The organism is Pyxidicoccus sp. M15 (assembly GCF_056858435.1).
In genome coordinates this window covers 10,959,934-10,982,898 of the sequence record NZ_CM166495.1, presented here as the reverse complement: position 1 = coordinate 10,982,898, position 22,965 = coordinate 10,959,934, and the positions used below count along the sequence as shown (strand labels likewise).

General features: G+C 72.0%; 22 protein-coding genes. 10 read left to right on the top strand and 12 right to left on the bottom strand.

Features of this window, described 5'->3' with window-relative positions; translation table 11 throughout:
• Positions 1–35 precede the first annotated feature (35 nt).
• Complete coding sequence (locus ACX9TP_RS40510; protein WP_482976030.1) at positions 36–863, bottom strand: NIPSNAP family protein; 828 nt, start codon at positions 861–863, stop codon at positions 36–38.
• Positions 864–942: 79 nt separating this feature from the next.
• Between ACX9TP_RS40510 and pdxR the strand changes: the two genes are divergently transcribed.
• Both pdxR and ACX9TP_RS40500 read left to right on the top strand, forming a co-directional pair.
• Complete coding sequence (gene pdxR, locus ACX9TP_RS40505) at positions 943–2,421, top strand: MocR-like pyridoxine biosynthesis transcription factor PdxR (protein ID WP_482976029.1); 1,479 nt, start codon at positions 943–945, stop codon at positions 2,419–2,421.
• A 176-nt stretch (positions 2,422–2,597) separates the two neighbouring features.
• Positions 2,598–3,902, top strand: coding sequence for a tetratricopeptide repeat protein (locus tag ACX9TP_RS40500; protein WP_482976028.1), 1,305 nt, complete (start codon positions 2,598–2,600; stop codon positions 3,900–3,902).
• A 3-nt stretch (positions 3,903–3,905) separates the two neighbouring features.
• On the opposite strand, the gene ACX9TP_RS40495 is transcribed toward ACX9TP_RS40500, so the two are convergent.
• Positions 3,906–4,520 carry a DUF4230 domain-containing protein gene (locus tag ACX9TP_RS40495; protein WP_482976027.1) on the bottom strand — a complete coding sequence of 205 codons (615 nt, stop codon included), beginning with the start codon at positions 4,518–4,520 and terminating at the stop codon, positions 3,906–3,908.
• Between the two features lie 63 nt (positions 4,521–4,583).
• Between ACX9TP_RS40495 and ACX9TP_RS40490 the strand changes: the two genes are divergently transcribed.
• Complete coding sequence (locus tag ACX9TP_RS40490; RefSeq protein ID WP_482976026.1) at positions 4,584–5,207, top strand: 2OG-Fe(II) oxygenase; 624 nt, start codon at positions 4,584–4,586, stop codon at positions 5,205–5,207.
• A 10-nt stretch (positions 5,208–5,217) separates the two neighbouring features.
• Here the strand turns inward: ACX9TP_RS40490 and ACX9TP_RS40485 are convergent, their stop codons facing one another.
• Positions 5,218–5,775, bottom strand: a complete 558-nt coding sequence (locus ACX9TP_RS40485; RefSeq protein WP_482976025.1) for a helix-turn-helix domain-containing protein — start codon at positions 5,773–5,775, stop codon at positions 5,218–5,220.
• Positions 5,776–5,860: 85 nt separating this feature from the next.
• Between ACX9TP_RS40485 and ACX9TP_RS40480 the strand changes: the two genes are divergently transcribed.
• Entirely contained in the window at positions 5,861–6,589 is a 729-nt protein-coding gene (locus ACX9TP_RS40480; RefSeq protein WP_482976024.1) for an SDR family NAD(P)-dependent oxidoreductase, read from the top strand.
• A complete protein-coding gene (locus tag ACX9TP_RS40475; protein ID WP_482976023.1) occupies positions 6,586–7,611 on the top strand; it encodes an S-adenosylmethionine:tRNA ribosyltransferase-isomerase in 1,026 nt (341 codons plus the stop codon). Before ACX9TP_RS40480 ends, ACX9TP_RS40475 begins: the two co-directional genes overlap by 4 nt.
• A 30-nt stretch (positions 7,612–7,641) precedes the next feature.
• Here the strand turns inward: ACX9TP_RS40475 and ACX9TP_RS40470 are convergent, their stop codons facing one another.
• The 5 genes from ACX9TP_RS40470 to ACX9TP_RS40450 form a co-directional block, all read right to left on the bottom strand.
• On the bottom strand, positions 7,642–8,862 hold the full coding sequence (locus ACX9TP_RS40470) for a zinc-dependent alcohol dehydrogenase (protein WP_482976022.1): 1,221 nt from the start codon (positions 8,860–8,862) through the stop codon (positions 7,642–7,644).
• Between the two features lie 154 nt (positions 8,863–9,016).
• Entirely contained in the window at positions 9,017–10,531 is a 1,515-nt protein-coding gene (locus ACX9TP_RS40465) for a Ppx/GppA phosphatase family protein (RefSeq protein WP_482976021.1), read from the bottom strand.
• A gap of 91 nt (positions 10,532–10,622) precedes the next feature.
• Positions 10,623–11,486 (bottom strand): DUF3396 domain-containing protein, encoded by an 864-nt coding sequence (locus tag ACX9TP_RS40460; protein ID WP_482976020.1) that lies wholly within the window; start codon positions 11,484–11,486, stop codon positions 10,623–10,625.
• Positions 11,487–11,625: 139 nt separating this feature from the next.
• A complete protein-coding gene (locus ACX9TP_RS40455) occupies positions 11,626–12,756 on the bottom strand; it encodes a phospholipase D-like domain-containing protein (RefSeq protein ID WP_482976019.1) in 1,131 nt (376 codons plus the stop codon).
• Positions 12,757–12,837: 81 nt separating this feature from the next.
• Positions 12,838–13,050: a hypothetical protein gene (locus ACX9TP_RS40450; protein WP_482976018.1), complete on the bottom strand. Its 213-nt coding sequence runs from the start codon at positions 13,048–13,050 to the stop codon at positions 12,838–12,840.
• A gap of 195 nt (positions 13,051–13,245) precedes the next feature.
• On the opposite strand from ACX9TP_RS40450, the gene ACX9TP_RS40445 reads away from it, so the two are divergent.
• Both ACX9TP_RS40445 and ACX9TP_RS40440 read left to right on the top strand, forming a co-directional pair.
• Positions 13,246–14,259, top strand: coding sequence for a serine/threonine-protein kinase (locus tag ACX9TP_RS40445; RefSeq protein ID WP_482976017.1), 1,014 nt, complete (start codon positions 13,246–13,248; stop codon positions 14,257–14,259).
• Between the two features lie 20 nt (positions 14,260–14,279).
• Positions 14,280–14,483, top strand: a complete 204-nt coding sequence (locus tag ACX9TP_RS40440) for a hypothetical protein (protein WP_482976016.1) — start codon at positions 14,280–14,282, stop codon at positions 14,481–14,483.
• 15 nt (positions 14,484–14,498) lie between these two features.
• Here the strand turns inward: ACX9TP_RS40440 and queF are convergent, their stop codons facing one another.
• Complete coding sequence (gene queF, locus ACX9TP_RS40435) at positions 14,499–14,861, bottom strand: preQ(1) synthase (protein WP_163999736.1); 363 nt, start codon at positions 14,859–14,861, stop codon at positions 14,499–14,501.
• A gap of 195 nt (positions 14,862–15,056) precedes the next feature.
• Between queF and ACX9TP_RS40430 the strand changes: the two genes are divergently transcribed.
• Positions 15,057–16,967, top strand: coding sequence for an ATP-binding response regulator (locus tag ACX9TP_RS40430; RefSeq protein WP_482976015.1), 1,911 nt, complete (start codon positions 15,057–15,059; stop codon positions 16,965–16,967).
• Here the strand turns inward: ACX9TP_RS40430 and ACX9TP_RS40425 are convergent.
• The 3 genes from ACX9TP_RS40425 to ACX9TP_RS40415 are packed head-to-tail and all read right to left on the bottom strand — an operon-like array spanning position 16,951 to position 20,923.
• The gene (locus ACX9TP_RS40425; protein WP_482976014.1) at positions 16,951–17,700 is read right to left on the bottom strand and encodes a carbohydrate deacetylase; all 750 of its coding nucleotides are present in this window, start codon (positions 17,698–17,700) and stop codon (positions 16,951–16,953) included. The two genes, ACX9TP_RS40430 and ACX9TP_RS40425, sit on opposite strands and share 17 nt — an antisense overlap.
• A complete protein-coding gene (locus ACX9TP_RS40420; RefSeq protein WP_482976013.1) occupies positions 17,697–18,704 on the bottom strand; it encodes an extracellular catalytic domain type 1 short-chain-length polyhydroxyalkanoate depolymerase in 1,008 nt (335 codons plus the stop codon). The genes ACX9TP_RS40425 and ACX9TP_RS40420 overlap by 4 nt, the downstream gene beginning before the upstream one ends.
• 35 nt (positions 18,705–18,739) lie before the next feature.
• Positions 18,740–20,923 (bottom strand): protein kinase domain-containing protein, encoded by a 2,184-nt coding sequence (locus ACX9TP_RS40415; protein ID WP_482982295.1) that lies wholly within the window; start codon positions 20,921–20,923, stop codon positions 18,740–18,742.
• Between the two features lie 229 nt (positions 20,924–21,152).
• Between ACX9TP_RS40415 and ACX9TP_RS40410 the strand changes: the two genes are divergently transcribed.
• Both ACX9TP_RS40410 and ACX9TP_RS40405 read left to right on the top strand, forming a co-directional pair.
• Entirely contained in the window at positions 21,153–21,590 is a 438-nt protein-coding gene (locus ACX9TP_RS40410; RefSeq protein WP_482976012.1) for a hypothetical protein, read from the top strand.
• Positions 21,591–21,672: 82 nt separating this feature from the next.
• Positions 21,673–22,959: an amidohydrolase family protein gene (locus tag ACX9TP_RS40405; RefSeq protein WP_482982294.1), complete on the top strand. Its 1,287-nt coding sequence runs from the start codon at positions 21,673–21,675 to the stop codon at positions 22,957–22,959.
• Positions 22,960–22,965: the final 6 nt, after the last annotated feature.

Sequence of the window (22,965 nt, the reverse complement as noted above, 5' to 3'; positions counted from 1 at the left end):
AGGCCGCGCCGTCGCACCGGCCGGGCTGCCGTGCCTCATTCCCGCAGGCGTGAGCGGGCCCCGGGCGACAGCCGGAGCACCTCGGGCGCGGACTTGAGGCGGCGCTTCAACTCCGGCTCGACGCGCGCGCTCCACGCCCGCGAGGCCGTGAGCCGTGACAGGCGCTCCTGGAGCGCCTCGGGGGTGGGCGCGCCTGAGAACCAGACGAAGACGTGCTCGCCCTCCCGGACGGGCAGCGCGGTGAAGGTGTTGGGGCTGTCGTCCGTCTGGAAGTACGCGGAGACGGGCAGGCCGGCCGCGGTCAGCGCGGGCTTCAATTCCTGCTCGAAGAAGCGGACGAAGTCCTCGTCCACCGGCGCGTCGAATGCGTACACCGTGGCGAGGACCACGCTCGGAGGAATGGTGGTGGCACCCACGGGGGGACGCACCGCGAGGTGGCGGCCGAAGCCGGAGTCGGGACGGGAGGGCTTGAGGAGGAGGACGTTGGACGCGTCCAGCATGGTGCCGTTCGCCGTCTCGCGGTGCGCCTTCCAGACGGGGCCGCCGTAGAAGGTGGTGAGCCCCTGGTGCCGCGAGGCCATGTCGGAGAAGCCCCGGAGCCAGACGAAGCGCTCGGGCCGGTCGAAATCTCGGAACTCCCCCGGGATGGCCATGCCGACGGCCTCCTGGCTTTCGAGGAACTCGCGCTCGAAGAGGTCCACCAGCGTGTCCCGCTGGCCGGGCTTCAGGGTGTACTGGCGGAGCTCGACAATGGCGCAGCAGGAGTCTGTGGGCATGGAGGGCGCGTCCGTGGCGGGCCGGGAGCCCGCGCAGGCCAGCGAGAGCAGGAGGAGCGCGGGAGCGAGGTGGCGAGGCCGTGGCATGGGGCGCAATGTCCACGCTGGAGTGGCCATCCTCAATGACCGCTTTGGCCGGCTCTCGTATGGCCATTATCCTGAGGCCATGAAGCGAGCCCCGTCGGGCATCGTCCCCATCATCGCGGTGGACCGCCGCTCGTCCGTGCCGCTGTACCGGCAGATATACGAGGGCTATCGCGAGGCCATCGTCGACCGGCGGCTGCGCGCGGGGGAGCGGCTGCCCTCGACGCGGAGCCTGGCCACGGAGCTGGGCATCTCCCGCATCCCCATCCTGGGCGCCTTCGAGCAGCTGCTCGCCGAGGGCTACTTCGAGAGCCGCGTGGGCGCCGGCACGTTCGTCGCCCGCTCGCTTCCCGACGAGGCGCCCCCGGCCGATGCGCACGCCCCGGCGCGAGGCACGCCGGGCCGGCGCGTGCTCTCCCGGGGAAGCGCGGTCCTCGGCGAGGGGCTCACGCCCGAGCCCTGGCACGGGGGCTGGGGCGCGTTTCGAGTGAGCCAGCCCGCGGTGGACCACTTCCCGTTCCAGGTCTGGTCGGCGCTGCTCGCGCGGCACTCGCGCAACCCCACCCGGAGCCTGCTGACCTACGGCGACCCCATGGGGTACCGGCCGTTTCGCGAGGCGCTCGCCGCGTACCTGCGCACGTCGCGCGCGGTGCGGTGCGAGGCGGACCACATCATGGTGGTGAGCGGCTCGCAGCAGGCGCTGGAGCTGTCGGCGCGGGTGCTGTTGGACGCGCACAGCCCTGTCTGGATGGAGGAGCCGGGCTATCCGGGGGCGAAGGACGTGCTCACCATGGCGGGCGCCCGGATGGTGCCGGTGCCCGTGGACGAGGAGGGGCTGGACGTGAGCGCGGGCATCGAGCGCTGTGCGAATGCGCGGGCCGCGTACGTCACGCCCTCTCACCAGTATCCGCTCGGGGTGACGCTGAGCGCGTCGCGCCGGCTGCAGCTGTTGGACTGGGCGCAGCGCAGCGGCGCGTGGATTCTGGAGGACGACTACGACAGCGAGTACCGCTACGAGAGCCTCCCGGTGTCCGCGCTGCAGGGGTTGGACAGGGATTCGCGCGTCATCTACATCGGGACGTTCAGCAAGGTGCTCTTCCCGGCGCTGCGCGTGGGGTACATGGTGCTCCCGCCCGACCTGGTGCCGCGCTTCACGCGCGTGCGCGATGCGATGGACATCTTCCCGCCCACGCTCTTCCAGGCGGCGCTGACGGACTTCCTCACCGAGGGCCACTTCGCGCGCCACCTGCGGAAGATGCGGCAGCTGTATCGCGAGCGGCGCACGGTGCTCGTGGAGTCGCTCACCCGGGAGCTGGGCGACACGGTGGAGGTCCTCGGAGCGCAGGCGGGCATGCACCTGGTGGCGGCGCTGCCGAAGCGCTTCAAGGACCGACAGCTTTCCGAGCGTGCCGCGAAGGAGGGCATCTGGGCCATGCCGCTGTCGTCCTGTCACCTGGAGAAGGTGTCCCGTCCGGGGCTCGTACTGGGCTATGGCGGCACGGACGCCGGGCGGATTCCGGAGGCGGTGCGACGGCTCCGGAAGGCCATTCGCGCCGGCTGATTCGAGGAGCGGAGGCGGCGGTCCGGACTGTCCCGGCACCGTGCTGTTCGGAAATGTCGGGACATTGCGCGCCTCAAAACCCCCGACATTTCCGAACAGTACGGCCTCAGGCCTCGCCCAGGGGCTCACCGCAATCAGCGGGAGCCACGCCGCAGCCTGAGTCCCGACTTGGGGGGATGACCCCTGACAGGACGTGCTCCGGCTGGCTTAGAGTCGCGCGGGTGAGCGCCCCACAAGACCTGGAGCGCGTCCGCCGGAAGGTGGAGGCGGGCGAGCTTCTCAGTGACACGGAGCTGGACCTGCTGCGCGCGGAGGCCCGGCGCACGCCCGGCCCGACGCTGAGGCTCGCGGTGGCCCATGCGCTCATCAACGCCGGCGCCGAGCGCGAGGCCCTGCCGCTCCTGGAGTCCCTGCGGCGCGACTTCCCCCGGGACGTGCCGGTGCGACTGGGGCTCGCCCGGGCGCTGCTGGGCCTGGAGCGCCACGGCGACGCGGAGGCGCTGCTGCGCGACGTCCAGGCGCAGGAGCCGGACGACCCCGAAGTCCTCAAGGTGCTCGCGGTGCTCGGGCTGCGGCGCGGTGAGGCCGACAAGGCCCGCGCGTATATAAAGGATGCGCTCGCAAGAGACCCCTTCGACGCCGAGGCCCGACTGCTGAAGGAGGAGCTGGAGGCCGCCGACCTGCCGCCTTCGCCCGCGCCCCAGGAGCAGGTGCTGCGCCCGGAGTTCACCACGGCCCTGGCCGCCGCGCTGGGCCGGGCCCGGGTGGCCTTCCGGCGTCAGGGCAGGGACCTGCTGGTGAAGCTCGCCTCGGGGGGCGTGGGGCGCGTGGACGTGGGCTCGCTGTACGCGGCCTGGAGTGAGTCTCCGGGCACGGAGGGGCTCACCGCGCACGTGGACGCGCTGGCGGCGCGGCTGGGAGGCCTCTCCTCGGGCCTGAGCGCGGAGGGCGCCGCGCTGGAGTCCCGGCTGCGGCCGGTGTTCCGGTCGGCGGACTTCGCCGCGCGGGCGGTGGGCGCGCTGCACCGGCCGGGCCCCGCGGGCCTGGAGGTCTTCTACGTGCTGGAGGACACCGACTTCGTGCGCTACCTGCCGGAGTCCGCGCTGGCCCCGGTGGGGCTCACGGCCGGGGCGGTGGACGCGGCGGCCTGGCGCAACCTGGAGGCGAGCCCCGCGCCGGTGCGGCCCGTCCTCATCGACCAGGGGGAGGTGCGGCTCGCCGAGGCCTTCTCCGGACTGTGGGCCGTGGCCGCGGGAGACGGGCACGACGGGGCGCGCCTGCTCACCGCGTCGCAGCGGGAGCGGCTGGCCCAGGAGACGGGCGAGGAACCGCTGCGGGTGTCGCTGGGCCGACGGGAGCTGGCCCTCGTCTGCCGCGAGTCGGACGCCGCCGCGCGCGAAGCGCTGGAGCGGCTGGTGCCGTCGCCGGATGGGATTCCCGGCGTCTTCACCCTCACCGCCGCGGGGCTCTCCGCCGAGTGAAGGTCAGCCCGCGGTGGCCGTGGGCAGATTCTGTACGAAGAGCACCTCGCGGTAGCCCAGCGTGAGCAGCAGCGCGCGCAGGGAGCGCTCCGCGGAGTCCCGGGCGCGCTGGCGCAGGCGTGAATCGGCGCGCACCTCCTGCTCGAAGGCCACGCGCGCCTTCTCCAACAACTGCGCCGTCTGCGCGCTGTCCAGGTTGGAGTCGATGACCTCCGTCTCCCCGGGGCGCAGCTCCACCTTCACCTCCAGCGGCGGCAGCACCACGTAGACGCGGGTGCCGGCCACCTGGAGGTGGGACGAGTCGAAGCGCTGGAAGTCGAAGCCCAGCCGCGCATCCGCGAAGACGATGGCGCGGCCATGCTGATTGCGCAGCGTGTAGGCGGCCCAGCTCAGCACGTCCTTCCACAGCGCGTCGGTGGCCTCGGGCTGGGGAGTGAAGGACACCTTCTTGTAGAGGGAGACGTCCAGCGTCTCCAGCCGGGCCACGTCGCGCATCTGCTGCACGACGGACGGCGTGTCCGGCAGGGAGGTGGGCGGCGGGCGGAGGAGCAGCCAGGCGCCCAGCGCGCCGAGCGTGGCACCCAGGAGGACGGTGAGGACTCGCGAGAGGTGCGCCATGGGGGCAGTGTACCTCCTTCCCTGGAGGGGGCGTCTGGGGCACGGTGTGCGCACGGGAGCGACGTGTCGCGTGGAGGAAGCCGGGTGGAGCTGACGGACGAGGAGGTCGAAGCGCTGGGTACGCGCGGATATTTCATCCGGCCCGCGTTCCTGGGCGAGGCGCAAGCGCACGCGGCGCGGGACGAGGCCCTGGGCCGGGTGGACTCCGGCGGCCTGCGGCCCGCGGCCATCCGGCGCGGCGCGGACCGCACGCGCGACACGGCCGTGCGCGGAGACCTCATCGACTGGGTGCTGCCGGAGCCGGGCACACCGCTCGGCGTGTTGTGGGAGTCCTTCCGACAGCTGGGCGAGGCCCTGTCCTCCGGCGCGTACCTGGGGCTCGGGCGCTTCGACTTGCAGCTCGCCTGCTACCCGGGCGGAGGGGCCCACTACGCGCGTCACCGCGACGCGTTCCCCGGCCAGTCCAACCGGCGGGCCACGGCCATCTGGTACGCCAACGCGGGCTGGACGCCGGCACACGGCGGCGTGCTGCGGCTGTACCCGGAGGACTCCGCGCCCGTGGACGTGGAGCCGTCGCTGGACAGGCTGGTGGTGTTCCTGAGCGAGCGCATCGAGCACGAGGTGCTGCCCGCCTTCGCCCCGCGCCTCGCCCTCACTGCCTGGTACTACGGGCGCGACGCGGGCTGAGCCGCCCGGCTCACACCGCCGGCGCCAGCAGGACGACGGAGTAGCCCACGGCCGTCTTCGTCCCCGGGTTCTCGTAGGAGTGCTTCTGGTCGCCCCGGAAGACGACGACGTCGCCGGGCTGGAGGTGGAAGCGCTCGCCGCTGGCGATGAGCAGCAATTCGCCGGCCTCACAGGCGAGGTACTCGCGGGTGCCGGGGGTGTGGGGCACGCCGGTGATGCGCACCTGGGGCGGCAGCTCCATCCGGTCGAACTCCATGCCGGGCAGCGGGTCGGGCAGCAGCTTGCGCAGCATGCCCGCGCCGCGCATGCGGACGGGGAGGCTGGCGCGAGGGTAGTGCCGGGCGCTCGCCCGCGGCTTCGCGATGAGCTCCTCCAGGGACACCTGCAACGCGCCCGCGACCCGGTGCAGCACGGCCAGCGTGGGGTTGGCGGCCCCGGACTCGAGGTTCGCCCAGGTGGCCCGGGGCACGCCCGCCAGCTTCGCGAGCTGCGCCTGCGTGGCCCCCCGCGTCTCGCGGAGGGTCCGGATGTTGCGTGCCAGCCTGTCCGGCAGGTTCTCGTCGTTCATGGATTGGCAATCTGCCAAGGCATTGGCCGCCGCACCAATCCTTTGGCGGAAGCCGTGTATCCCTCCAGGCATGGAGGACACACGCATGAAGCTGGTCGGAAAGGCCGTACTGGTGACGGGGGCGAGCCGGGGGCTGGGCCAAGCGCTGATGGCGACGTTCGCCCGCCGGGGCGCCCGGGTGGTGGGCGTGGCGCGCCACGCCGGAGAGATGGAGGCCGCCGCCGCGGCCCTGCGCGTGGAGGGACTGGAGGTCCACGCGCTCGCATATGACATGGGGGACAAGGAGGCGATTCACCCGTTGGTGGGCGCGGCCACGGCGCTGGTGGGCCCTATCGACGTGTTGGTGCACAACGCGAGCACGCTGGGCCCCACGCCGCTGCCGCTGCTGCTGGACACCGCGTGCGAGGACCTGCAGCGCGTGCTGGAGGTCAACGTGGTGGGCCCCTTCCGCCTCACCAAGGCGGTGGCGGGCAGCATGGTGGTGCGGGGGCAGGGGCTGGTGCTGAACCTCACCTCGGACGCGGCGGTGTCCGCCTACCCGCGGTGGGGCGCGTACAGCGTGTCGAAGGTGGCGCTGGAGCACCTGGGTCGCATCTGGGCCGCGGAGCTGGAGGGCACCGGCGTGGGCTTCCTCAACGTGGACCCGGGGGAGATGGACACGCGGATGTACCGCGACGCGGTGCCGGACGCGGACTACTCGAAGCTCGCCCGGCCGGAGTCGGTGGCGGCGCGCCTCGTCGCGTGGGTGGAGCAGCGGGCGGAGTCGCTGCCCTCGGGCACCCGCCTGGAGGCGGCGAAGCTGGAGGCCGCATGAAGCCCGCGCGCTGGCCCAACGAGCGCCCGGAGACGGGGCGCCTGCTGCACGTGGAGCCCCGCGCGGGCCGCTTCTCCGACGCGCACGTGGCGGACCTGCCGTCGCTGCTGCGCGCCGGGGACTTGCTGGTGCTCAATGACGCCGCCACGCTGCCCGCCTCCCTGGCCGGACGCACCGAGGCGGGAGAGCGCATCGAGCTGCGGCTGATGTCGCGCGAGCCGGACGGCACCTGGACGGCGGTGCTCTTCGGCACGGGGGACTGGCGCAAGCGCACCGAGGACCGGCCGCCGCCGCCGGTGCTGCCGGTGGGCACGCGCTTCGTCGCGGGCGGGCTGCACACGCGGGTGGTGGAGGTGCTGCCGCCCTCGCCGAGGCTCCTGCGCGTGGCCTTCGCGGAAGCGGGCGCGGCGCTGTGGGCGGCGCTGTACCGGGGCGGGCGTCCGGTGCAGTACGCGTACACCGGCGGGCCGCTGGCGCTGTGGCACGTGCAGACGGTGTACGGCGCGCGCCCGTGGGCCGTGGAGGCTCCATCCGCGGGCCTGCCCCTCACCGGGAGCCTGCTCCTGGCGCTGCGACGGCGCGGCGTGCAGCTTGCGACGCTGACACACGCCGCGGGCCTGTCCTCCACGGGGGACGACGTGCTGGACGCGGCGCTGCCCCGGCCCGAGCGCTCGGACCTTCCCGCCGCCACGGTGGAGGCGGTGGAGCGCACCCGGGCTCAGGGCGGACGCGTGGTGGCGGTGGGCACCACCGTGGTGCGGGCCCTGGAGGGCCGCGCGGCGCAGCACGGCGGGAAGCTGGTGGCGGGCGAGGGCACGACGGACCTGCTGCTGGGCCCGGGCTACGTCCCGCGTGTGGTGCACGGGCTGCTCACGGGCGTGCACGAGCCGGGGAGCAGCCACCATGCGCTGCTCCAGTCCTTCGCGCCGCTGCCGCTCTTGAAGGAGGCGGCCGCCCACGCGGAGGCGAGCGGCTACCTGGGGCACGAGTTCGGCGACTCGTGCCTCCTGCTGGATGCGTGAAGGCCCCGAGGCTCGGAGGCTCGGACGCCGTCACTGAATCTGCGACGGCTCCAGCTCCACCTTCACCCAGCCCGGCTTGCGCAAATCGAAGTTGCGGTACGCGTCGATGGCGCTGCCCATGGGCTCCACGTGGGACAGGATGGACGTGGGGTCCACCACGCCGGTGCGCACCAGCTCCAGCAGCTTGGGGATGTACTTGCGGTGGTTGCAGTTGCCCATCTTCAGCGTGAGGTTCTTGTTCATCGCCATGCCGATGGGGAACGTGCGCATCTGCTGCGGGTAGACGCCGATGATGGACAGCGTGCCTGCCTTCGCCAGCGCGTCCACCGCCCACAGCAGCGCCTGCGCGGGGGCATCGCCCGGCACCCAGTTGTCACCATCCGGGTTCGTCTTGGGGGCGGCCTCCTTCACCTCGCGCTTGAATTCGGCCTTCTCCGCCTTGGCGGCCTTCTCCGCCGGGCCGTGGTGGGCATGCATGGAGTCCACGCCCACCGCGTCGATGGCGCGGTCCACGCCGATGCCGTTGGTGAGGCGCTTGAGCGTCTCGACGGGGTCTTCCTGGTCGAAGTTGATGACCTCGGCGCCCTGCGAGCGGGCCAGGTCCAGGCGGTCCTCGTGGCAGTCGATGGCGAAGACGCGGCCGGCGCCCATCAGCTTCGCGCTGGCGATGGCGAACAGGCCCACCGGCCCGCAGCCGAACACCGCCACGGTGTCGCCGGTCTTGATTTCCGCCAGCTCCGCGCCGAAGTAGCCGGTGGGGAAGATGTCGGAGACGAGGATGGCCTGCTCGTCGGTGACGCCCTCGGGCACCTTCACCATGCCCACGTGCGCGAAGGGCACGCGGACCTTCTCCGCCTGCATGCCGTGGAAGGGGCCCGTCATCGCCGGGCCGCCGAAGAAGGCGGTGCCCGCGGCGGGCCCGTTGGGATTCGCGTCGTTGCACTGGGAATGGTAGCCGGTGCGGCAGTAGACGCAGTTGCCGCAGGCGATGGTGGAGCAGATGACGACCCGGTCCCCGACGTTGAAGTTGCGCACGTCGTCACCGAGCGACTCGATGTAGCCCACGCCCTCGTGGCCGAGGATGGTGCCCGGCTTCATGCCAGGCATGGTGCCGCGAATCATGTGGAGGTCCGTGCCGCAGATGGCGCTCGCGCTCAGGCGGACGACGGCGTCCGTCGGCTTCTCGATGTTCGGCTCCTCCACCTCGTCGAGCCGGATGTCCCCAATCCCATGGAAAACGACAGCCTTCATCGCGCGCGCTCCTGCCCCTCGTGGGGCCCTGTTCACAAGGCGGACGGGCCCGTCGTGAGGGCGGACCCGTGCGCCTTGGAGGCTGGGCATCCCCCGGGGTGGGGGCAAAGCGAGCGCCGCCTCCTCTTCCGGACAGCGGCCGGGCGGGCGGGCGCTACCGGGCGCCGGTGTGGTGGACGTGGAACGACAGCCGCTTGCCGAAGACGCGGCGGAAGTTCAGCACCTCGTGCTCCACGTTCCACAGCTCCAGGTCCACGGGCTGGCGCGTGTGCAGGTGCAGCGCGACGCCGTCCTTGCCGTTGGTCACCTTGAAGTCCTTGATGGGCTGGTGGTGGCTCAAGTCCAGCGAGTTGGCCACGCGGAGCAGGGTGGCCAGCTTGCGCACGGTGCGGGCCTCGGTCGGGTTGAGGCCGTCCATGCCGGAGTGCGCCAGCTCCGGCGGGCTGCGCCGGTGGTAGCGGGCGACGCGGGCCACCAGCTCGCGCTCGCGGTCGGCGAGCCCGGGGATGTCCGCGTTCCGGATGAGGTAGTACGTGTGCTTGTGGTGGCGCTCGTAGCTGACGGCGTGGCCGACGTCGTGCAGCAGCGCGGCGACCTCCAGGTAGGGGCGCACGGACAGCGGGAGCTGGTGGAGGGCGGCGAGCCCGTCGAAGAGGGCGAGGGAGAGGCGGGAGACCTGGCGCGCGTGCTTCTCGTCGAAGAAGAAGCGCTGGCCCATGGCGATGGCGGCGTCGGCGAGGCTGTGGTCCTCGCGGTCCTCGTCCTGGCGGTAGAGCAGGTCCACGAGGATGCCGTCGCGCAGGCCGCGGTTGACGACGCTGACGGACTCCACGCCCAGGTGGCGGGCGACGGCCTCGAGGATGACGGCGCCGGAGACGATGATGTCCGCGCGCTTGGGGTCGAAGCGCTTGCGCCGGCGCTCGGGGGGCATGTCCGCGAGCGTGTCCACGGCCTGGGTGAGCTGGCGCACGGTGGCGTTGCCGCTGCTCTCGCTGGAGGCGAAGGCCACCACGGCGTTGATGGTGCCGGACGAGCCGAGCGCCACGCGGGGCAGGTTGGGCAGGTGCTCGGGGAGCGTCTTGCGCAGGGCCTCGTAGACGAAGCTGCGCATGAGGCGCAGCTGCTTGGCCGTCACGGTGCCGGAGGCCTCGAAGACCTCGGTGAGGCGCACGGAGCCGAGCGAGAGGCTCCAGAGGTTGTCGGGCTTCTCGCCCACGGCGGTGGCGACCTCGGTGCTGCCGCCGCCGATGTCGATGAGGAGGGAGCGGGTGCCGGGGGGCTTGCGGTGGAGGACGCCGAGGCAGATGAGGCGGGCCTCCTCCTTGCCGCTGACGACTTCGAGGGTGAGGCCGGCCTCCTCGCGGACGCGGCGGACGATGTCGCTGCTGTTGCGGGCCTCGCGCAGGGCGCTGGTGGCGACGGCGCGCACGTGGGCCTTGTGGCGGCGGCAGAGGGCGGCGTAGCGGCGCAGCGTGGACAGGAGCCGCTCGGCGGTCTCTTCCGGCATGGCGCCGGTGGCGAAGACGCCCTCGCCGGGGCGGATGGGGTCTCGCTCCTGGTGGAGTGTCTCGAGCGAGCCGTCGGCGTCCGGGCGCGCCAGCTCCAGGCGCACGGCATTGGTGCCCACGTCGATGGCGGCGAGGACGGGCTGGAGGGGAGGAGTGGGCATGGCGTGCCGCCAAGTGTAGGGCGCGACGGCACGGGGGCGCAGCGGGAACCGCACGCAACCGTCGTGTGACGGCCGTGTGGCGAGCAGGGCCTCAGTCGAGGAAGCGGCGCTCCCAGCGGCGGGCTTCGTCCGGGTCCAGGCCAAGCTGGTACGCACCCTCGCCCCAGAGGGTCCACGGCTCCAGGATACGGGCCAGTTCGCGGTAGGCGGGCAACTCCTTGCCCTGCCCGGTGTCTCCAGCTTCGGGCCAGAGTCCGAGGGTGATGACGGCCCGGTCGCCCTCCATCTCCTGCACGGTGGTCCCTGGAGTTTGGAGCCGGGAGCGCAGGCCCGAGGGTCCACCGAGCTCACCAAGCACGGGCTGTCCCAGGAAGGTCAGCCAGGATGGGCCTTGGACGCGTGTGCCAATGCGCGTCGAAATCGAGCTCGGATGGAGCACGTCCATCCCGGGATGGCGGAAGCAGTACTTGTGGACCTCGTGTGCGACACCTGCCAGGTCCAGCCGGCAGTTGAATGCGAGCCCCGCGTTTCCAGAGGAAAAGGGCAGGGGGGCGGCCAGCGCCAGTATCAACTCTCGCACCCACGAGGGACCACGTTCCTCGAGTATTTCGGTAGGCAGCCAATACGAGACTGCGCAGACCTCGTCCGGGTCGCTGTGGATGGACGGGTCATTGATTGCTCGCCCGCTATAGGTGAAGCGATAACGCACTTCGCCACTCGCGGAGTCAACCAGGTGGACGTTGGCGTAGCGCGGATTGAGAAGCTCACGACGGGTGCGTTCCCAGCCGGCTTCGTCAAGCTGCTGCCACTCGCCTTCGTCGTCCGCGTAGGAGTCGAGCGCCGAGGAGCCCAGGGTTTGAAGGAATATCTCCAGCGAGCGCACGACTGACAGCGCGACTTCGGAGTGCAGGCGCTTCATGAAGAAGCAAAGGCTCAGACCCTCACGAACAAGCATGTATCCGCTCTGCGCTCGTAGCCGAATCCTTGGAAAATGTTCGCTCATCGGATGGCCCCAAACCTGGGCTGGATGCGTAGAGGAGAGTACGAACCGGACCCTCCCCACCAGAATCAGGGGAACCCGCAACCGCGCGCTGCTACCTCCTCCGCCGCCGCCCGATGAAGCTCGCGAACCGCTCCGCGAATCGCGCCACCACCAGCCCCACCACATCCAGCAGCCACTGCTGCAACGGCGACCGTCCGCACTCCTCCAGGAACACGCGCCGCGACACCGCCATGTGCTTCTCCAGCCACAGCGACGCCTGCGCCGACACGCGCGGCTCCTCCACCTCCACCAGCGTCTCCAGATTCACGAGCGACAGCGGGTCCAGGTTGAAGCTGCCCACCAGCAGCTTCTCCCCATCCACCACCGCCGCCTTCGCGTGCAGCGTGGTCGCCGTCCACTCGTAGATGCCCACGCCCGCGCGCAGGAAGTCGCGGTACAGCCGCATCGTCGCCGCCCGGGCGAACACCACGTCGCTGCGCCCGGCCAGCAGCAGGGACACCTTCACCCCCCGCCGCGCCGCCCGCTTCAGCGCCCGCACGAAGCCCATGTCCGGAAGGAAGTACGCGTGCGCCAGCACCACCTCGCGCTTCGCCCCATCAATCGCGGACAGGTAGCGCTTGCGCAGCCGGTGCCCACCGCCGAGGCCCGACAGGAACAGGCTCACCGGCCCCGACACCAGCGCGGACGCGCCCGCGTGCAGCTTCGCGCCCAGCTGCCGGCAGATGTCCCCGCGCAGCTCCAGCGCCAGGTCCGCCCACCCCGGCTCGTCACCGTGCGCCGCATACGCATCCCCGATGTTGATGCCACCCAGGAACGCCACCGCGTCATCCACCAGGAGAATCTTGCGGTGGTTGCGCCACGAGCGGCCGGTACACAGCGAGGTGAGCGGGTTGTACACGCGCACCTTCGCGCCCGCGGCCCTCAGCGTCTCGGTGAGGTGGCTGCTGGCCTTGATGCTGCCCCAGCCGTCCACCACCACCTTCACCGTCACACCCCGCCGCGCCGCCTCCACCAGCGCGTCGAGGAAGCGCGCGCCCACACCTTCACGCTCGAAGGTGTACACCTCCAGGTGCACCCGGTTCTTCGCGGAGGCGATGGCCTCCAGCATTCGCGGGTACGCCTCCGTCCCGCCATCCAGCAGGGTGATGCGCTCCGCATCCTCCTCCCGGGGGGACGGCAGGGGAGGGACGGGCAGCGGGGACAGGGCGGCTTCGGTGCGCATGGACGCCCGTACCCTACCGCTCCAGGAGCGGAAGCGGGACGGCCTCCGGGTGACACCGGGGCCGTCCCACACGTCACCCGCTCAGTCGTCGTGCTTGCGAGCGCCGTGGCCCTTGCCCTTGTGACGGCACTGGTCGCCGTCCCAGTACTGGCTCGGGTGGCACTGCTTGCTGCTGGACTTGGACTTCTTCGACTTGGACGGAGAGGACTGCGCCTCTTTGAGGCCGCGGTGGTAGATGCAACCCTGAAGGGTGAAGAGGGCGAGGACGGGGACGAGGAAGCGGAGATTCTTCATGGGGGCACGCAGGGTAGCGGACTCCGCCGTGGAGTCATCTCCCCCCGGACCCGCCCGCCCGGTGGGTGGCCACACGGCCCATCGACGGTGCGCGTAGGGTCCGCTACCCTCCGCGCCGTGCCCCCCGCAGAGAAAGCCACCCGTCATCGGAAGATTGGCGCCTACCGCGTACTCGGAGAGCTGGGTCGCGGCGGCATGGCCGTCGTGTATCGCGGCCTGCATGAGATGTTGCAGCGCGAGGTCGCCATCAAGGAGTTGCTCCCGGGGGGACAGCGCGACAAGGAGACGCTGTCGCGCTTCCGCCGCGAGTCGCTCGCGCTGGCCGCCTTCCGCCACCAGAACATCGTCACGCTCTACGACCTGGTGGAGAAGAACGACAGCCTCTTCATGATTCTGGAGCTGGTGGACGGGCCCACCCTCCACACGCTCATCCGCGAGGGGCCGCTGCCGCCCGACGTCACCGGCGTCATCGCCGCGCGCATCGCCAGCGCGCTGGACCACGCGCACTTCCGCCACATCATCCACCGCGACCTCAAGCCCGCCAACGTCATGCTCACCAAGTCCGGTGAGGTGAAGCTGATGGACTTCGGCATCGCCAAGGACGTGGGCATGGAGGCGCTCACCCAGCAGGGCATGGCCGTGGGCACGCCCTCGTACATGTCACCGGAGCAGGTGACGGGCGCGCCGCTCGACGGGCGCACCGACATCTTCTCGCTCGGCGTGCTCCTCTACGAAGCCCTCTCCGGCGCCCGGCCCTTCCACGGCAAGACGGCCGGCGAGGTCTTCGCCAAGATTCGCGACGGCAAGTACACGCCGCTCTCCAAGGTGGCGCCCAACGTGCCCGCGGCGCTGTCCCGCATCATCCAGCGCGCCATGGAGGTGAAGCCGGAGGACCGCTTCCCGGACGCCGCCGCCATGCGGCGCGAGCTGGACGTGTTCCTCGCGCAGGAGGTGCAGATTTCCCACGCGGCGCTGCTCGTCGCCTTCCTGCGCCACCGCAACAAGCTCACGGAGACGGAGGCCCAGCAGCTGCTCCGCCCGCAGGAGCTGGACGCCGCGGTGGAGGTGTTCGACATGCCTCGCGGCGGCTCGGGTGGCGGCCTCAAGTGGGTGCTGGCCGCCGCCGCCGCCGTCATCACCGCCGCGGGCGCGGGGCTCTACCTGAGCCAGTCCCAGTGGGCGCCGTTGATAGAGCAGCTCTTCCGCTGACAAGAGGCAGGAGGCATCCCATGGGACGCATCGTCACCTTCGTGTTGGGCATCAGCATCGTCGCCGGGGCGGTCTGGTACGTCCTGTACCGGCCCGCGCGGACGGACCCCGAGGCGGCTGCCGCGCGCGGGCTGGAGAACGCGCGCAAGGCCGCGGACCGCATCGAGGGGGACATGCAGAAGCGGGCCGACGACCTGCTCCAGCAGCGGCAGGAGCAGGAGTAGGCCCGAGCGGGGCTTTCAGCCCTTCTTCTTCTCGTGCGTGACGGTGACGATGGTGCCGATGCCGCCGCGCACGAAGAAGTCGCCCACCACGGTGAGCTTGCGCGGCTGGATGGCCTTGATGATGTCGTCCGCGATGGTGTTGGTGACCTTCTCGTGGAAGGCCCCCTCGTTGCGGTACGCCCACATGTAGAGCTTGAGGCTCTTGAGCTCCACGCAGAGCTGGTCGGGCACGTACGTGATTTTGAAGCGGGCGAAGTCCGGCTGGCCCGTCAGGGGGCACAGGCAGGTGAACTCCGGACAGTCGAAGGCAATCTCGTAGTCGCGATCGGCTGCGGGGTTGGGGAAGGTCTGGATGTCCTTGGTCGGCTGCGAGGGCATGGCGATGTCGTCTACCACACCGACGCCGAGTGTCATCCGTCGCGTGGATGTCGGCTTGCCGCCTGCCCCTGGGGGCATCTGTCGGCCCCCCAACGTGCCCGGCGTCCACCAGCGGGGAATCCGGGGGGAGGGTCGGTTGCCAGCCCGGAGAGGCGCTCATAATCCCCAGTGGGTCTCTCCCCCCGCCCTGAGCACATGCCGCTTCCTTCCGACGTCGAAGATGCTTTTTCGTGCCTCCCGCTCGCACTGATACGCGTCGGGCCGGACCTGCGCGTCCAGTGGTGCGAGGACGGCTTTGCCCACAAGACGGGCGTGGAATTGCGCGCGGGCGGCGACCTGCTGGATGCGCTCGAGCGCGGTCGCAGCCTGGACGCGGTGGAGCGCGCCATCCGCGAGGGCCGGGCCCACACCGGCCACGTCATCACCCGCGCGCTCCGGCAGGTGCGCGTGCAGGTGCGGCCCGCGAAGGCGGGCGAGAAGCCGGGCGCCTGGCTGGTCGTCGAGCCCTCCGGTGTGGACGACGAGGGGGCCTTCTCCCAGGCGGTGCAGGAGATTGCCCGCGCGGTGGGGGAGACCTTCGAGGTGGACAGCGTCTGCGCGGCGGCCGTGGTGGCGCTGGTGCGCTGCGCCCAGGTGCGGCGCGCCGAGGTCTTCCTCTGCGAGGAGGGCAAGGAGCTGCGCCGGGCCGCGGTGTCGGACCTGGCGGGCTCGGACTCGCCGGAGGACACCTTCGACGTGGAGGAGGACCCGTTCCGGCAGGCGCTGGCCTCGCGCCAGCCGCAGCTCGGCATCCAGCGCGGCTACGGGGATGCCATGGGCTCCATCTTCGCCGCGGTGCCGCTGTGCGCGCCGCGCCGCACGGTGGGCCTGCTCCTGCTCTACAAGGAGCAGGGGACGTCCTTCTCCGTGCGCGAATTGGAGCTGTGGAGCGCGGCGGCCAACCAGCTCGCGGTGGCGGTGGAGAACGCGCGCCTGTTGCGCGAGGCGAAGGCGGCGCTCCAGGTGCGCGAGGAGTTCATGTCCATCGCCAGCCACGAGCTGAAGACGCCGCTCACCCCGCTGAAGCTGGGCCTGTACACCATGGAGCGGCGCATCTCCGCGGGGCAGCCGGTGGAGCTGGCCTCGGTGCTCAAGTCCAAGCGCCAGGTGGACCGGCTGGCGGGGCTGGTGGATGACCTCTTGGACGCGTCGCGGCTGGATGCGGGAAAGCTGGCGCTCAACCTGGCCGCGCTGGAGGTGGGGCAGCTGGTGGCGGAGGTGGTGGACCACTTCCGCGCCGCCTTCGAGCGGCCCTTCACCGTCGAGGTGCCGCGCGAGCGCGTCTGGGTGCAGGGAGACCGGGACAGGCTGGAGCAGGTGCTCGTCAACCTGCTGGAGAACGCGCACAAGTACAGCCCCGCGGGCGAGCCCATCTCCGTCACGGTGGAGAAGCTGCACGGCGAGGCGCGCATCCACGTGAAGGACCACGGCATCGGAATCCCTGGCGCGGACCAGTCGCAGGTGTTCCAGCGCTTCTACCGGGCGCGCAACGTGTCGCACCGCAACTTCGGCGGGCTGGGGCTGGGCCTGTTCATCAGCCACTCCATCGCCAAGCTGCACCGGGGCTCGCTCTCCCTGGCCAGCTCGGAGGGCCACGGCAGCACCTTCACGATGAGCCTGCCGAGCATGGCCTCGCACGAGGTGAAGCGGCTGCCGCGCCGGGTGCTGCTCCTGGACGAGGACCGCGCGCAGGAGTCGGTGGCGGAGCGCGTGCTGCTGGCGGAGGGCTTCGAGGTGCTCACCGCGCGCGACGGCGCGGAGGCCCTGCGCCGGGCCACGCACCTGCCGGTGGACCTCATCGTCCTGTCCACCAGCGCCACGCACGGGCAGGCGGGCGTCTTCCTGGAGACCTTCGCCACGCTGCCCCGCGCACGGCCCGTGCCCATCCTGCTGGCCGGCGACGAGCGGCCCTGGTGGGCGCAGGAGAACACCTCGCTGTGCACCCGGCCGTACCTCCCCGACGAGCTGGTGGCGCGGGTGCGCAACGTGCTGTCGGTGGAGCGGCGCCGGCCCACGGAGCTGGCCGCGCCCGAGGCGCCGCTCGCGGGGCTCAGCCCCCGGGTGTGAGGACGCGGAAGTCCGCCGGGACGACGCCGGCCTTCGCCAGCACCTCGCGGGCCCGCGGGTGGAGGAACGTCTCCAGCTCCACCTCGCGCTGGGCGGCGTAGCCGCTCTTCAGCGTCTCCGGCCGGTAACCCGGGTGGCACATCAGCTCGATGACGCCGTCCGCGGGCAGCGAGGCCAGGTGCTGCTCGAAGCGCTCCAGCGTCCAGTACGCGTCCGTGCCCGCGTCACCGATGAAGTGCGCGTTGGTGGCCACGCCATGGGACTCCAGCGCGCGCCGCATGCCCGCGTCGATGGAGCGCACAGGCACTCCGGCCGCGCGGGCGGCGCGGGCCAGACCCTCCAGCACGTGCGGGTGGCGGTGCAGGTGCTTGTGCACGTCCACGTGGGTGGCGGGCCGGCCGAGCAGCCCCGTGAGCCGGGCGAGCTGCGCGAAGACCTCCGCCTCCACCACGTCCGGGGGCAGGGTGGCGGCGCGGGCCTCCACGAAGCCGCCGTCCTCGCCGAGCAGCGCGCGGGGGAAGCCGCTCCACACGGGCGTGCCCCGGGCGAGGTTGAGGTGCAGGCCGATGGACAGCCCCCGGGCCTCGCGCGCGGCACTCTCGGAGAAGGGGGTGTTCACCATGAAGGTGGCCGAGGAGACGACGCCCTCGCGCATGGAGCGGAGGATGCCTCGGGTGACGGCCGGGTCATAACCCAGGTCGTCGGCGTTGATGATGAGGGCGCGGGCGCTCATGGACGGGCTCTCTCCTTGAAGAAGCGCCACGCCTCACGCGTGGCGTCCAGGTTCAGCGTGCCGTTGTTGAAGTTGGGGTATCCCGGCCACGCGTGCCTGCCTCCCTGCACGGTGCACAGCGAGGCGGTGGCGCTCGAAGGTGTGCACCCGGTGTACGTGGTGCAGGTGCTGTCTCCCTGCTGGTACGTCTGCACGGCGGTATCGCCGCAGCCGTTGCGCTTCGCCCAGCGCCGCACCGTCTCCTCGGCGCCGGGGTAGACCTCCCCGTAGCGGCCGAGGTTGTCGCCGCCCGCGTAGCGGATGAGGTCGTCGGCGGTGCCGTGGAAGTGCAGCACAGGTACTGGGCGCGACGGCGTGCAGGAGCTGACATTCTCCGGACCGGACACGGGGGCGACGGCGGCGAAGCGGCTGGCGCGCTCGCAGGCCAGCCGGTAGGTGAAGTAGCCGCCGTTGGAGAAGCCCATGGCGTAGGTGCGGCGGGTGTCCACGCACAGGCGCGTGTCCAGGTCCGCCAGCAGCGCGTCCACGAAGCCCACGTCGTCCACGACGCCCCGGGCCGGGGCGCAGCACCCGCCGCCGTTCCAGCTCCGGGGCGAGTCCTGGGTGCCGGTGCCGCGGATTTCCGCCGGGCTGAGCGCGCGTGGGTACACGGCGAGGAAGCCCTCCGTGTCGGCCAGCGTGGACAGGCCCGTCAGGGCCTCCATGTTACGCTCGTTGGAGCCGAAGCCGTGGAAGGCGAGCACGGTGGGCGTGGGGCGGGCGGCGTCGTAGCCGGGCGGGACGTGGACGCGGTAGGTGCGCGTGCGGCCCTCGTGCTTCACCGCCCAGTCGTAGGTGCCGGGCCCCACGGTGAAGCCGGTGCAGGCGGTGCGCTCCGGGACGGGTGGCTCCGCGGAGGGGCCCACGCCGGGTGAGCCGTTCCGGAGCGCCTCGGTGGACGAGGAGCACGCGGCGGCGCCGACGAGCAGGGCGGTGAGCGCGGGCGTGAGGCGGAAGGGGTGCATGGCGGGGAAGGTAGCGCGCCTGCCGGACCCTGGCTTCACTTCCCCGTCGAGCACTCCGTCGCGAGGACACTCGCGCGGTCCGGGAAGCGCTTCGCCAGTGCGCGCTTCACCTCGTCCACCGCGGCCGCGTTGCCCGTGTGGGCGTGGAGCTGGCAGCGGGCGGTGAGGGCGCGCGGGTCCTCCGGGGCGAGCTTGTCCGCCTCCTGGTAGGCGCGCTCGGCGCCCGAGGTGTCCCCCTGACGGAAGAGGACGGCGCCCAGGTAGTAGTGCGCCACGGACAGCCGCGCGTCCTTGCGGAGCGCGCGCTTGAGAAGGCTGGCGGCCTCGTCCACGCGCTGCTGGCGGAAGCGCACGAAGCCCAGCTCCGCGAGGCACCGCGCGTCGTCGTCATTCTCGCGCGTCCACGCGGCCAGCACGGTGGCGGCCTCGTCCAGCCGTCCGCTCTGGGAGAGCAGGCGCCCATAGCGCGGCGTCACCTCGGCGGAGCGCGGCTTCAGCGCGTACGCCTTCGCCAGCGCGGCCAGCGCGCCCGGCACGTCGCCCTGTCGCTCGCGCAGCTCCGCCAGCGCCAGCAGGGGCCGGAGGTCCTTGGGCGCCAGCGCGGTGGCATTGTCGAGGGCGCGCTCGGCCCGCTTGCCCAGGAGCAGCTCCGTGGCGGCGCGCGCTTCGAGCAGGTGCGCCTCCACGTCCTTCGGGAAGCGGGAGGTGTAGGCCTCCGCAAGCTCCAGCGCCTTCGCATGGGCGCCCGCCGCCATCAGCAGGGCGCCGGCCCGGGCCAGCTCCGCGGACGTCGCGCGCGCGTCGGCGCCCAGCCCCTCCAGCGCGGACACCTTCGCGTCGGGAGTGGGCGCGGCCTCGGCCTTCGCCAGCCGCTCGGCGGGAGGCACTGTCGGGCGCATGCGGTACCACGCCGCGCCGCCGCCAAGCGCGCCCAGCACCAGCACCGCCGCGAGGATGGCGCCGAGCCGTGAGGGCTTCCGGCCGGTGGAGGCGCCCTCCGTCACCTGGGAGTCGGGCGCCGCACCCGACGCCCCCGCAGTCTGCACGCTGGAGGTCGCGACGGCATTCGTGCCGGGCGTGCCCGCCCGCGAGGGAAGCGATGCGGCGGTGCCCGGCTGCGACAGGGAGCGCGGGCTCGCGGCGGCATTCAGGCCCGGCGTGCCCTGCTGCGGCATCTCACCCGACCACCCCCGTGCACCAGGCGCTCCGGAGGTGCCCGTCCCGCCGTCCTCGTGGCCGCGCGCGGGCTCCGGTGCGGTCTCCGCGCCTCCCTGGCGGACGTGGGCCGGAGGCGTGCCCCCATGCGACGGGTCCGCGAGCCGCGCCCGGCGCAGGGTCTGCCGCTTCGAGTCGCTGTCGGGCGGGAAGAGGGTGTCCACGTACGCGGCGAGCTGCTCGTGCGTGGCCACCTCCGCCGCGCCGCCGATGGCCTCCATCGCGTCGATGAAGGACTCGAGGCTGTCGAAGCGCGCGGCCGGGTCCCTCGCCAGCGCGGTGAGGCACACCAGCTCCAGCGCCGCGGGCACGGACGGGTCGAAGGCGGTGGGCGGCTTCGGGCGCCCTTCCGCGATGCGTCCCAGCACCTCCTCCGCCGTCAGGCCCGTGAAGGGGCGCCGGCCGCAGAGCTGCTCGTAGAGCATGACGCCCGCGGCGAACAGGTCCGCGCGGTGGTCCACCTGCCTGCCGGCAATCATCTCCGGCGACATGTAGAAGAACTTCCCCTTCAGCACGCCGGGCTCGGTGCCGCTGCCGAGCGCGTCCGCCTTGGCGATGCCGAAGTCGATGACCTTCACCGCGCCATTGACGCCCACGTGGATGTTGTCCGGCGTGAAGTCGCGGTGGACGATGCGCAGCGGCCGGCCCGCCTCGTCCACGGCGCGGTGCGCGGCGTCCAGCCCGCGGCACGCATCCACCAGCACGCGCAACGTGATTCCCAGCGGCACGCGCTGGCCGTGCTCCGCGGCCTCCTGGCGCAGCTCCGCGAAGGAGCGCCCCTCCAGCAGCTCCATGGCGATGAAGGGCTCGGTGCCCTCCATCCCCAGCTCCAGAATCGTGACGACGTTGGGGTGGCGCACCTGCGCGGTGATGCGCGCCTCGTTGAGGAACATCTGCACGACGCGCCGGTCCGAGGCCAGGTGCGGCATCAGCCGCTTCACCGCCACCGCCGGCCCGCGCGTCCCGTCCGCGTCGATGCGCCTTCCGAGATACACCTCCGCCATGCCGCCTGTCGCGATGCGCGCGGACAGTCGGTAGCGGCCCACCCAGTAGGGGTTCTGCTCCAGCTCCAAGATGGCGGCAGTCTACGTGTAGGAGCCCACCCGCGTCCTGCTCCTGTCGCCTGCCCTGGTCGCTCGCCCGGCCTTCACGACGCTTCCGCACGGGGGAACTTGCACCGTTCCGTCGCGAAGCCCACGCTGCGAGGCCGGGTGCCGTGGAGAGGAGGCGGGCATGGACAGGCTGCTGTGGCTCGTACACGCGGCGTCCACCCTCTTCATGGTGGGCGTCATCGCCGTCATCCAGGTCGTGCACTATCCGCTCTTCGCCCGGGTGGGAGCCGCCAGCTTCCCTACCTATGCCGTAGAGCACGCCCGGCGAATCACCTGGGTGGTGGGTGGCCCCATGCTCGTCGAGCTGGCGACCGCCGTGTGGCTCGTCTTCGGCCCCCTGCCGCCCGGTGTGCCCGCGTGGATGGCGTGGGCCGGGCTGGGGGCCGTCCTTGCCATCTGGGCGTCCACCTTCCTCCTCCAGGTGCCCCGGCACGACGCGCTCCGGGGCGGCTTCGACCCGGAAGCGCACCGCCGGCTGGTCTCCTCCAACTGGCTGCGCACAGTGTTGTGGTCGTTACGTGGGGTGTGGGTGCTGTACCTGCTGGCTCGCGCAATCTGATTGGAGTGCTAACCTCCGGAGCCGTTTCCTGGGCCCACGGGAGGAGGGCCCCTGACACGCACACGCTGCGAACGGAGGGATGTTGGGCACCGTCCTCAAGGGTGGTTACGTCGTCGAGCTGGAACCCGCGCTCGTGGAGCGCGTGGACTTGCGAATCGAAGGAGAGCGCATCGTCGCTCGCGGGCCGGACCTCACCCCCGCCCCTGACGACGAAGTCGTCGCCCTCTCCGGCAAGCTCGTCTTTCCGGGGCTCGTCAGCGCGCACCACCGCCTGCACGCGGTGCTTGGCCGCGGCATGCCACACCCCCCGCTGGAGACGTACCAGGACAGCCTGGAGAAGGTGCTCTGGCCCTACGAGAGCGCGCTCGATTTGGACGCGGTGCAGGTGGCCGGTACCGCGGGCGGGCTGGAGGCCCTCCAGTGCGGCACCACCACCGTCTGTGACTCGCACTCCTCCCCCAAGGCCGTGTCGGGCTCGCTGGTGCGGCTGGCGCGCGGGCTCCACGAGGTGGGCGTGCGCGGCGTGCTGTCCTACGCGGTGTCGGACCGGCTGGGCGCGGTGGTCCGCGAGGAGGGCCTGGAGGAGACGGTCTCCTTCGCGAAGAAGGCCAAGGGCCGCTTCCGCGGGCAGGTGGGCGCGGGGCCCTGCTTCACGCTGGGGCCGGACGGCCTGCAGGGCATTGTCGAGGCGCTGAAGTCGCTGGGCAATGCCGGGCTGCACCTGCCGCTCGCCGAGGACCCGCTGGACGAGCGCCTCTCCACGGAGCGCTACGGCGCCTCGCCCGTGGCCCGGCTGCTGGAGGCGGGCCTGTTGTCCCCCAAGAGCCAACTGGCGCACGTGGGCCACCTGGAGTGGGCGGACCTGGCCCAGGTGATTGCCACCGGCGCGTGGATTGTCCACACGCCGCGCTCCAACCAGGGGCTGGAGGTGGGCTACGCGCCCGCGCTGAAGTTCGGCCACCGCGCCACGCTCGGCGTGGACGCCGTGTCCGCGGACCTCTTCGCGGAGGCCCAGGCGGCGTACCTGCGCTCGCGCGAGGCGGGGCAGCCCATCGACGTGCTGCGCTACCTCGCCAACGGCCACCGGCTGGTGTCACAGCTCTTCGAGACGCCCGTGGGCCCCATGCGCGAGGGCGCGCTGGCGGACCTGCTCATCCTCGACTACCTGCCGGCCACGCCGCTCACCGCGGAGAACCTGGCGTGGCACGTGGTGTTCGGCCTGGGCAGCCGCCACGTGGAGGCCGTCATGGTGGACGGCGTCTGGCGCATGTGGGCGCGCCGGCCGCTGTCGGTGAATCCCACGGTGGTGGCGGAGCAGGCCCGCGAGGCCGCTGCGGCGGTGTGGGCACGCCTGGCCGAAGCGAAGTAGAGTCTC

Excerpts from the sequence above, each read along its gene's own strand:
- ACX9TP_RS40510 (WP_482976030.1), bottom strand. The coding sequence starts at position 863 with ATGCCACGGCCTCGCCACCTCGCTCCCGCGCTCCTCCTGCTCTCGCTG.
- pdxR (WP_482976029.1), top strand. The coding sequence starts at position 943 with ATGAAGCGAGCCCCGTCGGGCATCGTCCCCATCATCGCGGTGGACCGC.
- ACX9TP_RS40500 (WP_482976028.1), top strand. The coding sequence starts at position 2,598 with ATGACCCCTGACAGGACGTGCTCCGGCTGGCTTAGAGTCGCGCGGGTG.
- ACX9TP_RS40495 (WP_482976027.1), bottom strand. The coding sequence starts at position 4,520 with ATGGCGCACCTCTCGCGAGTCCTCACCGTCCTCCTGGGTGCCACGCTC.
- ACX9TP_RS40485 (WP_482976025.1), bottom strand. The coding sequence starts at position 5,775 with ATGAACGACGAGAACCTGCCGGACAGGCTGGCACGCAACATCCGGACC.
- ACX9TP_RS40480 (WP_482976024.1), top strand. The coding sequence starts at position 5,861 with ATGAAGCTGGTCGGAAAGGCCGTACTGGTGACGGGGGCGAGCCGGGGG.
- ACX9TP_RS40475 (WP_482976023.1), top strand. The coding sequence starts at position 6,586 with ATGAAGCCCGCGCGCTGGCCCAACGAGCGCCCGGAGACGGGGCGCCTG.
- ACX9TP_RS40470 (WP_482976022.1), bottom strand. The coding sequence starts at position 8,862 with ATGAAGGCTGTCGTTTTCCATGGGATTGGGGACATCCGGCTCGACGAG.
- ACX9TP_RS40465 (WP_482976021.1), bottom strand. The coding sequence starts at position 10,531 with ATGCCCACTCCTCCCCTCCAGCCCGTCCTCGCCGCCATCGACGTGGGC.
- ACX9TP_RS40460 (WP_482976020.1), bottom strand. The coding sequence starts at position 11,486 with ATGCTTGTTCGTGAGGGTCTGAGCCTTTGCTTCTTCATGAAGCGCCTG.
- ACX9TP_RS40455 (WP_482976019.1), bottom strand. The coding sequence starts at position 12,756 with ATGCGCACCGAAGCCGCCCTGTCCCCGCTGCCCGTCCCTCCCCTGCCG.
- ACX9TP_RS40450 (WP_482976018.1), bottom strand. The coding sequence starts at position 13,050 with ATGAAGAATCTCCGCTTCCTCGTCCCCGTCCTCGCCCTCTTCACCCTT.
- ACX9TP_RS40445 (WP_482976017.1), top strand. The coding sequence starts at position 13,246 with ATGGCCGTCGTGTATCGCGGCCTGCATGAGATGTTGCAGCGCGAGGTC.
- ACX9TP_RS40440 (WP_482976016.1), top strand. The coding sequence starts at position 14,280 with ATGGGACGCATCGTCACCTTCGTGTTGGGCATCAGCATCGTCGCCGGG.
- queF (WP_163999736.1), bottom strand. The coding sequence starts at position 14,861 with ATGCCCTCGCAGCCGACCAAGGACATCCAGACCTTCCCCAACCCCGCA.
- ACX9TP_RS40430 (WP_482976015.1), top strand. The coding sequence starts at position 15,057 with ATGCCGCTTCCTTCCGACGTCGAAGATGCTTTTTCGTGCCTCCCGCTC.
- ACX9TP_RS40425 (WP_482976014.1), bottom strand. The coding sequence starts at position 17,700 with ATGAGCGCCCGCGCCCTCATCATCAACGCCGACGACCTGGGTTATGAC.
- ACX9TP_RS40420 (WP_482976013.1), bottom strand. The coding sequence starts at position 18,704 with ATGCACCCCTTCCGCCTCACGCCCGCGCTCACCGCCCTGCTCGTCGGC.
- ACX9TP_RS40415 (WP_482982295.1), bottom strand. The coding sequence starts at position 20,923 with ATGGCGGAGGTGTATCTCGGAAGGCGCATCGACGCGGACGGGACGCGC.
- ACX9TP_RS40410 (WP_482976012.1), top strand. The coding sequence starts at position 21,153 with ATGGACAGGCTGCTGTGGCTCGTACACGCGGCGTCCACCCTCTTCATG.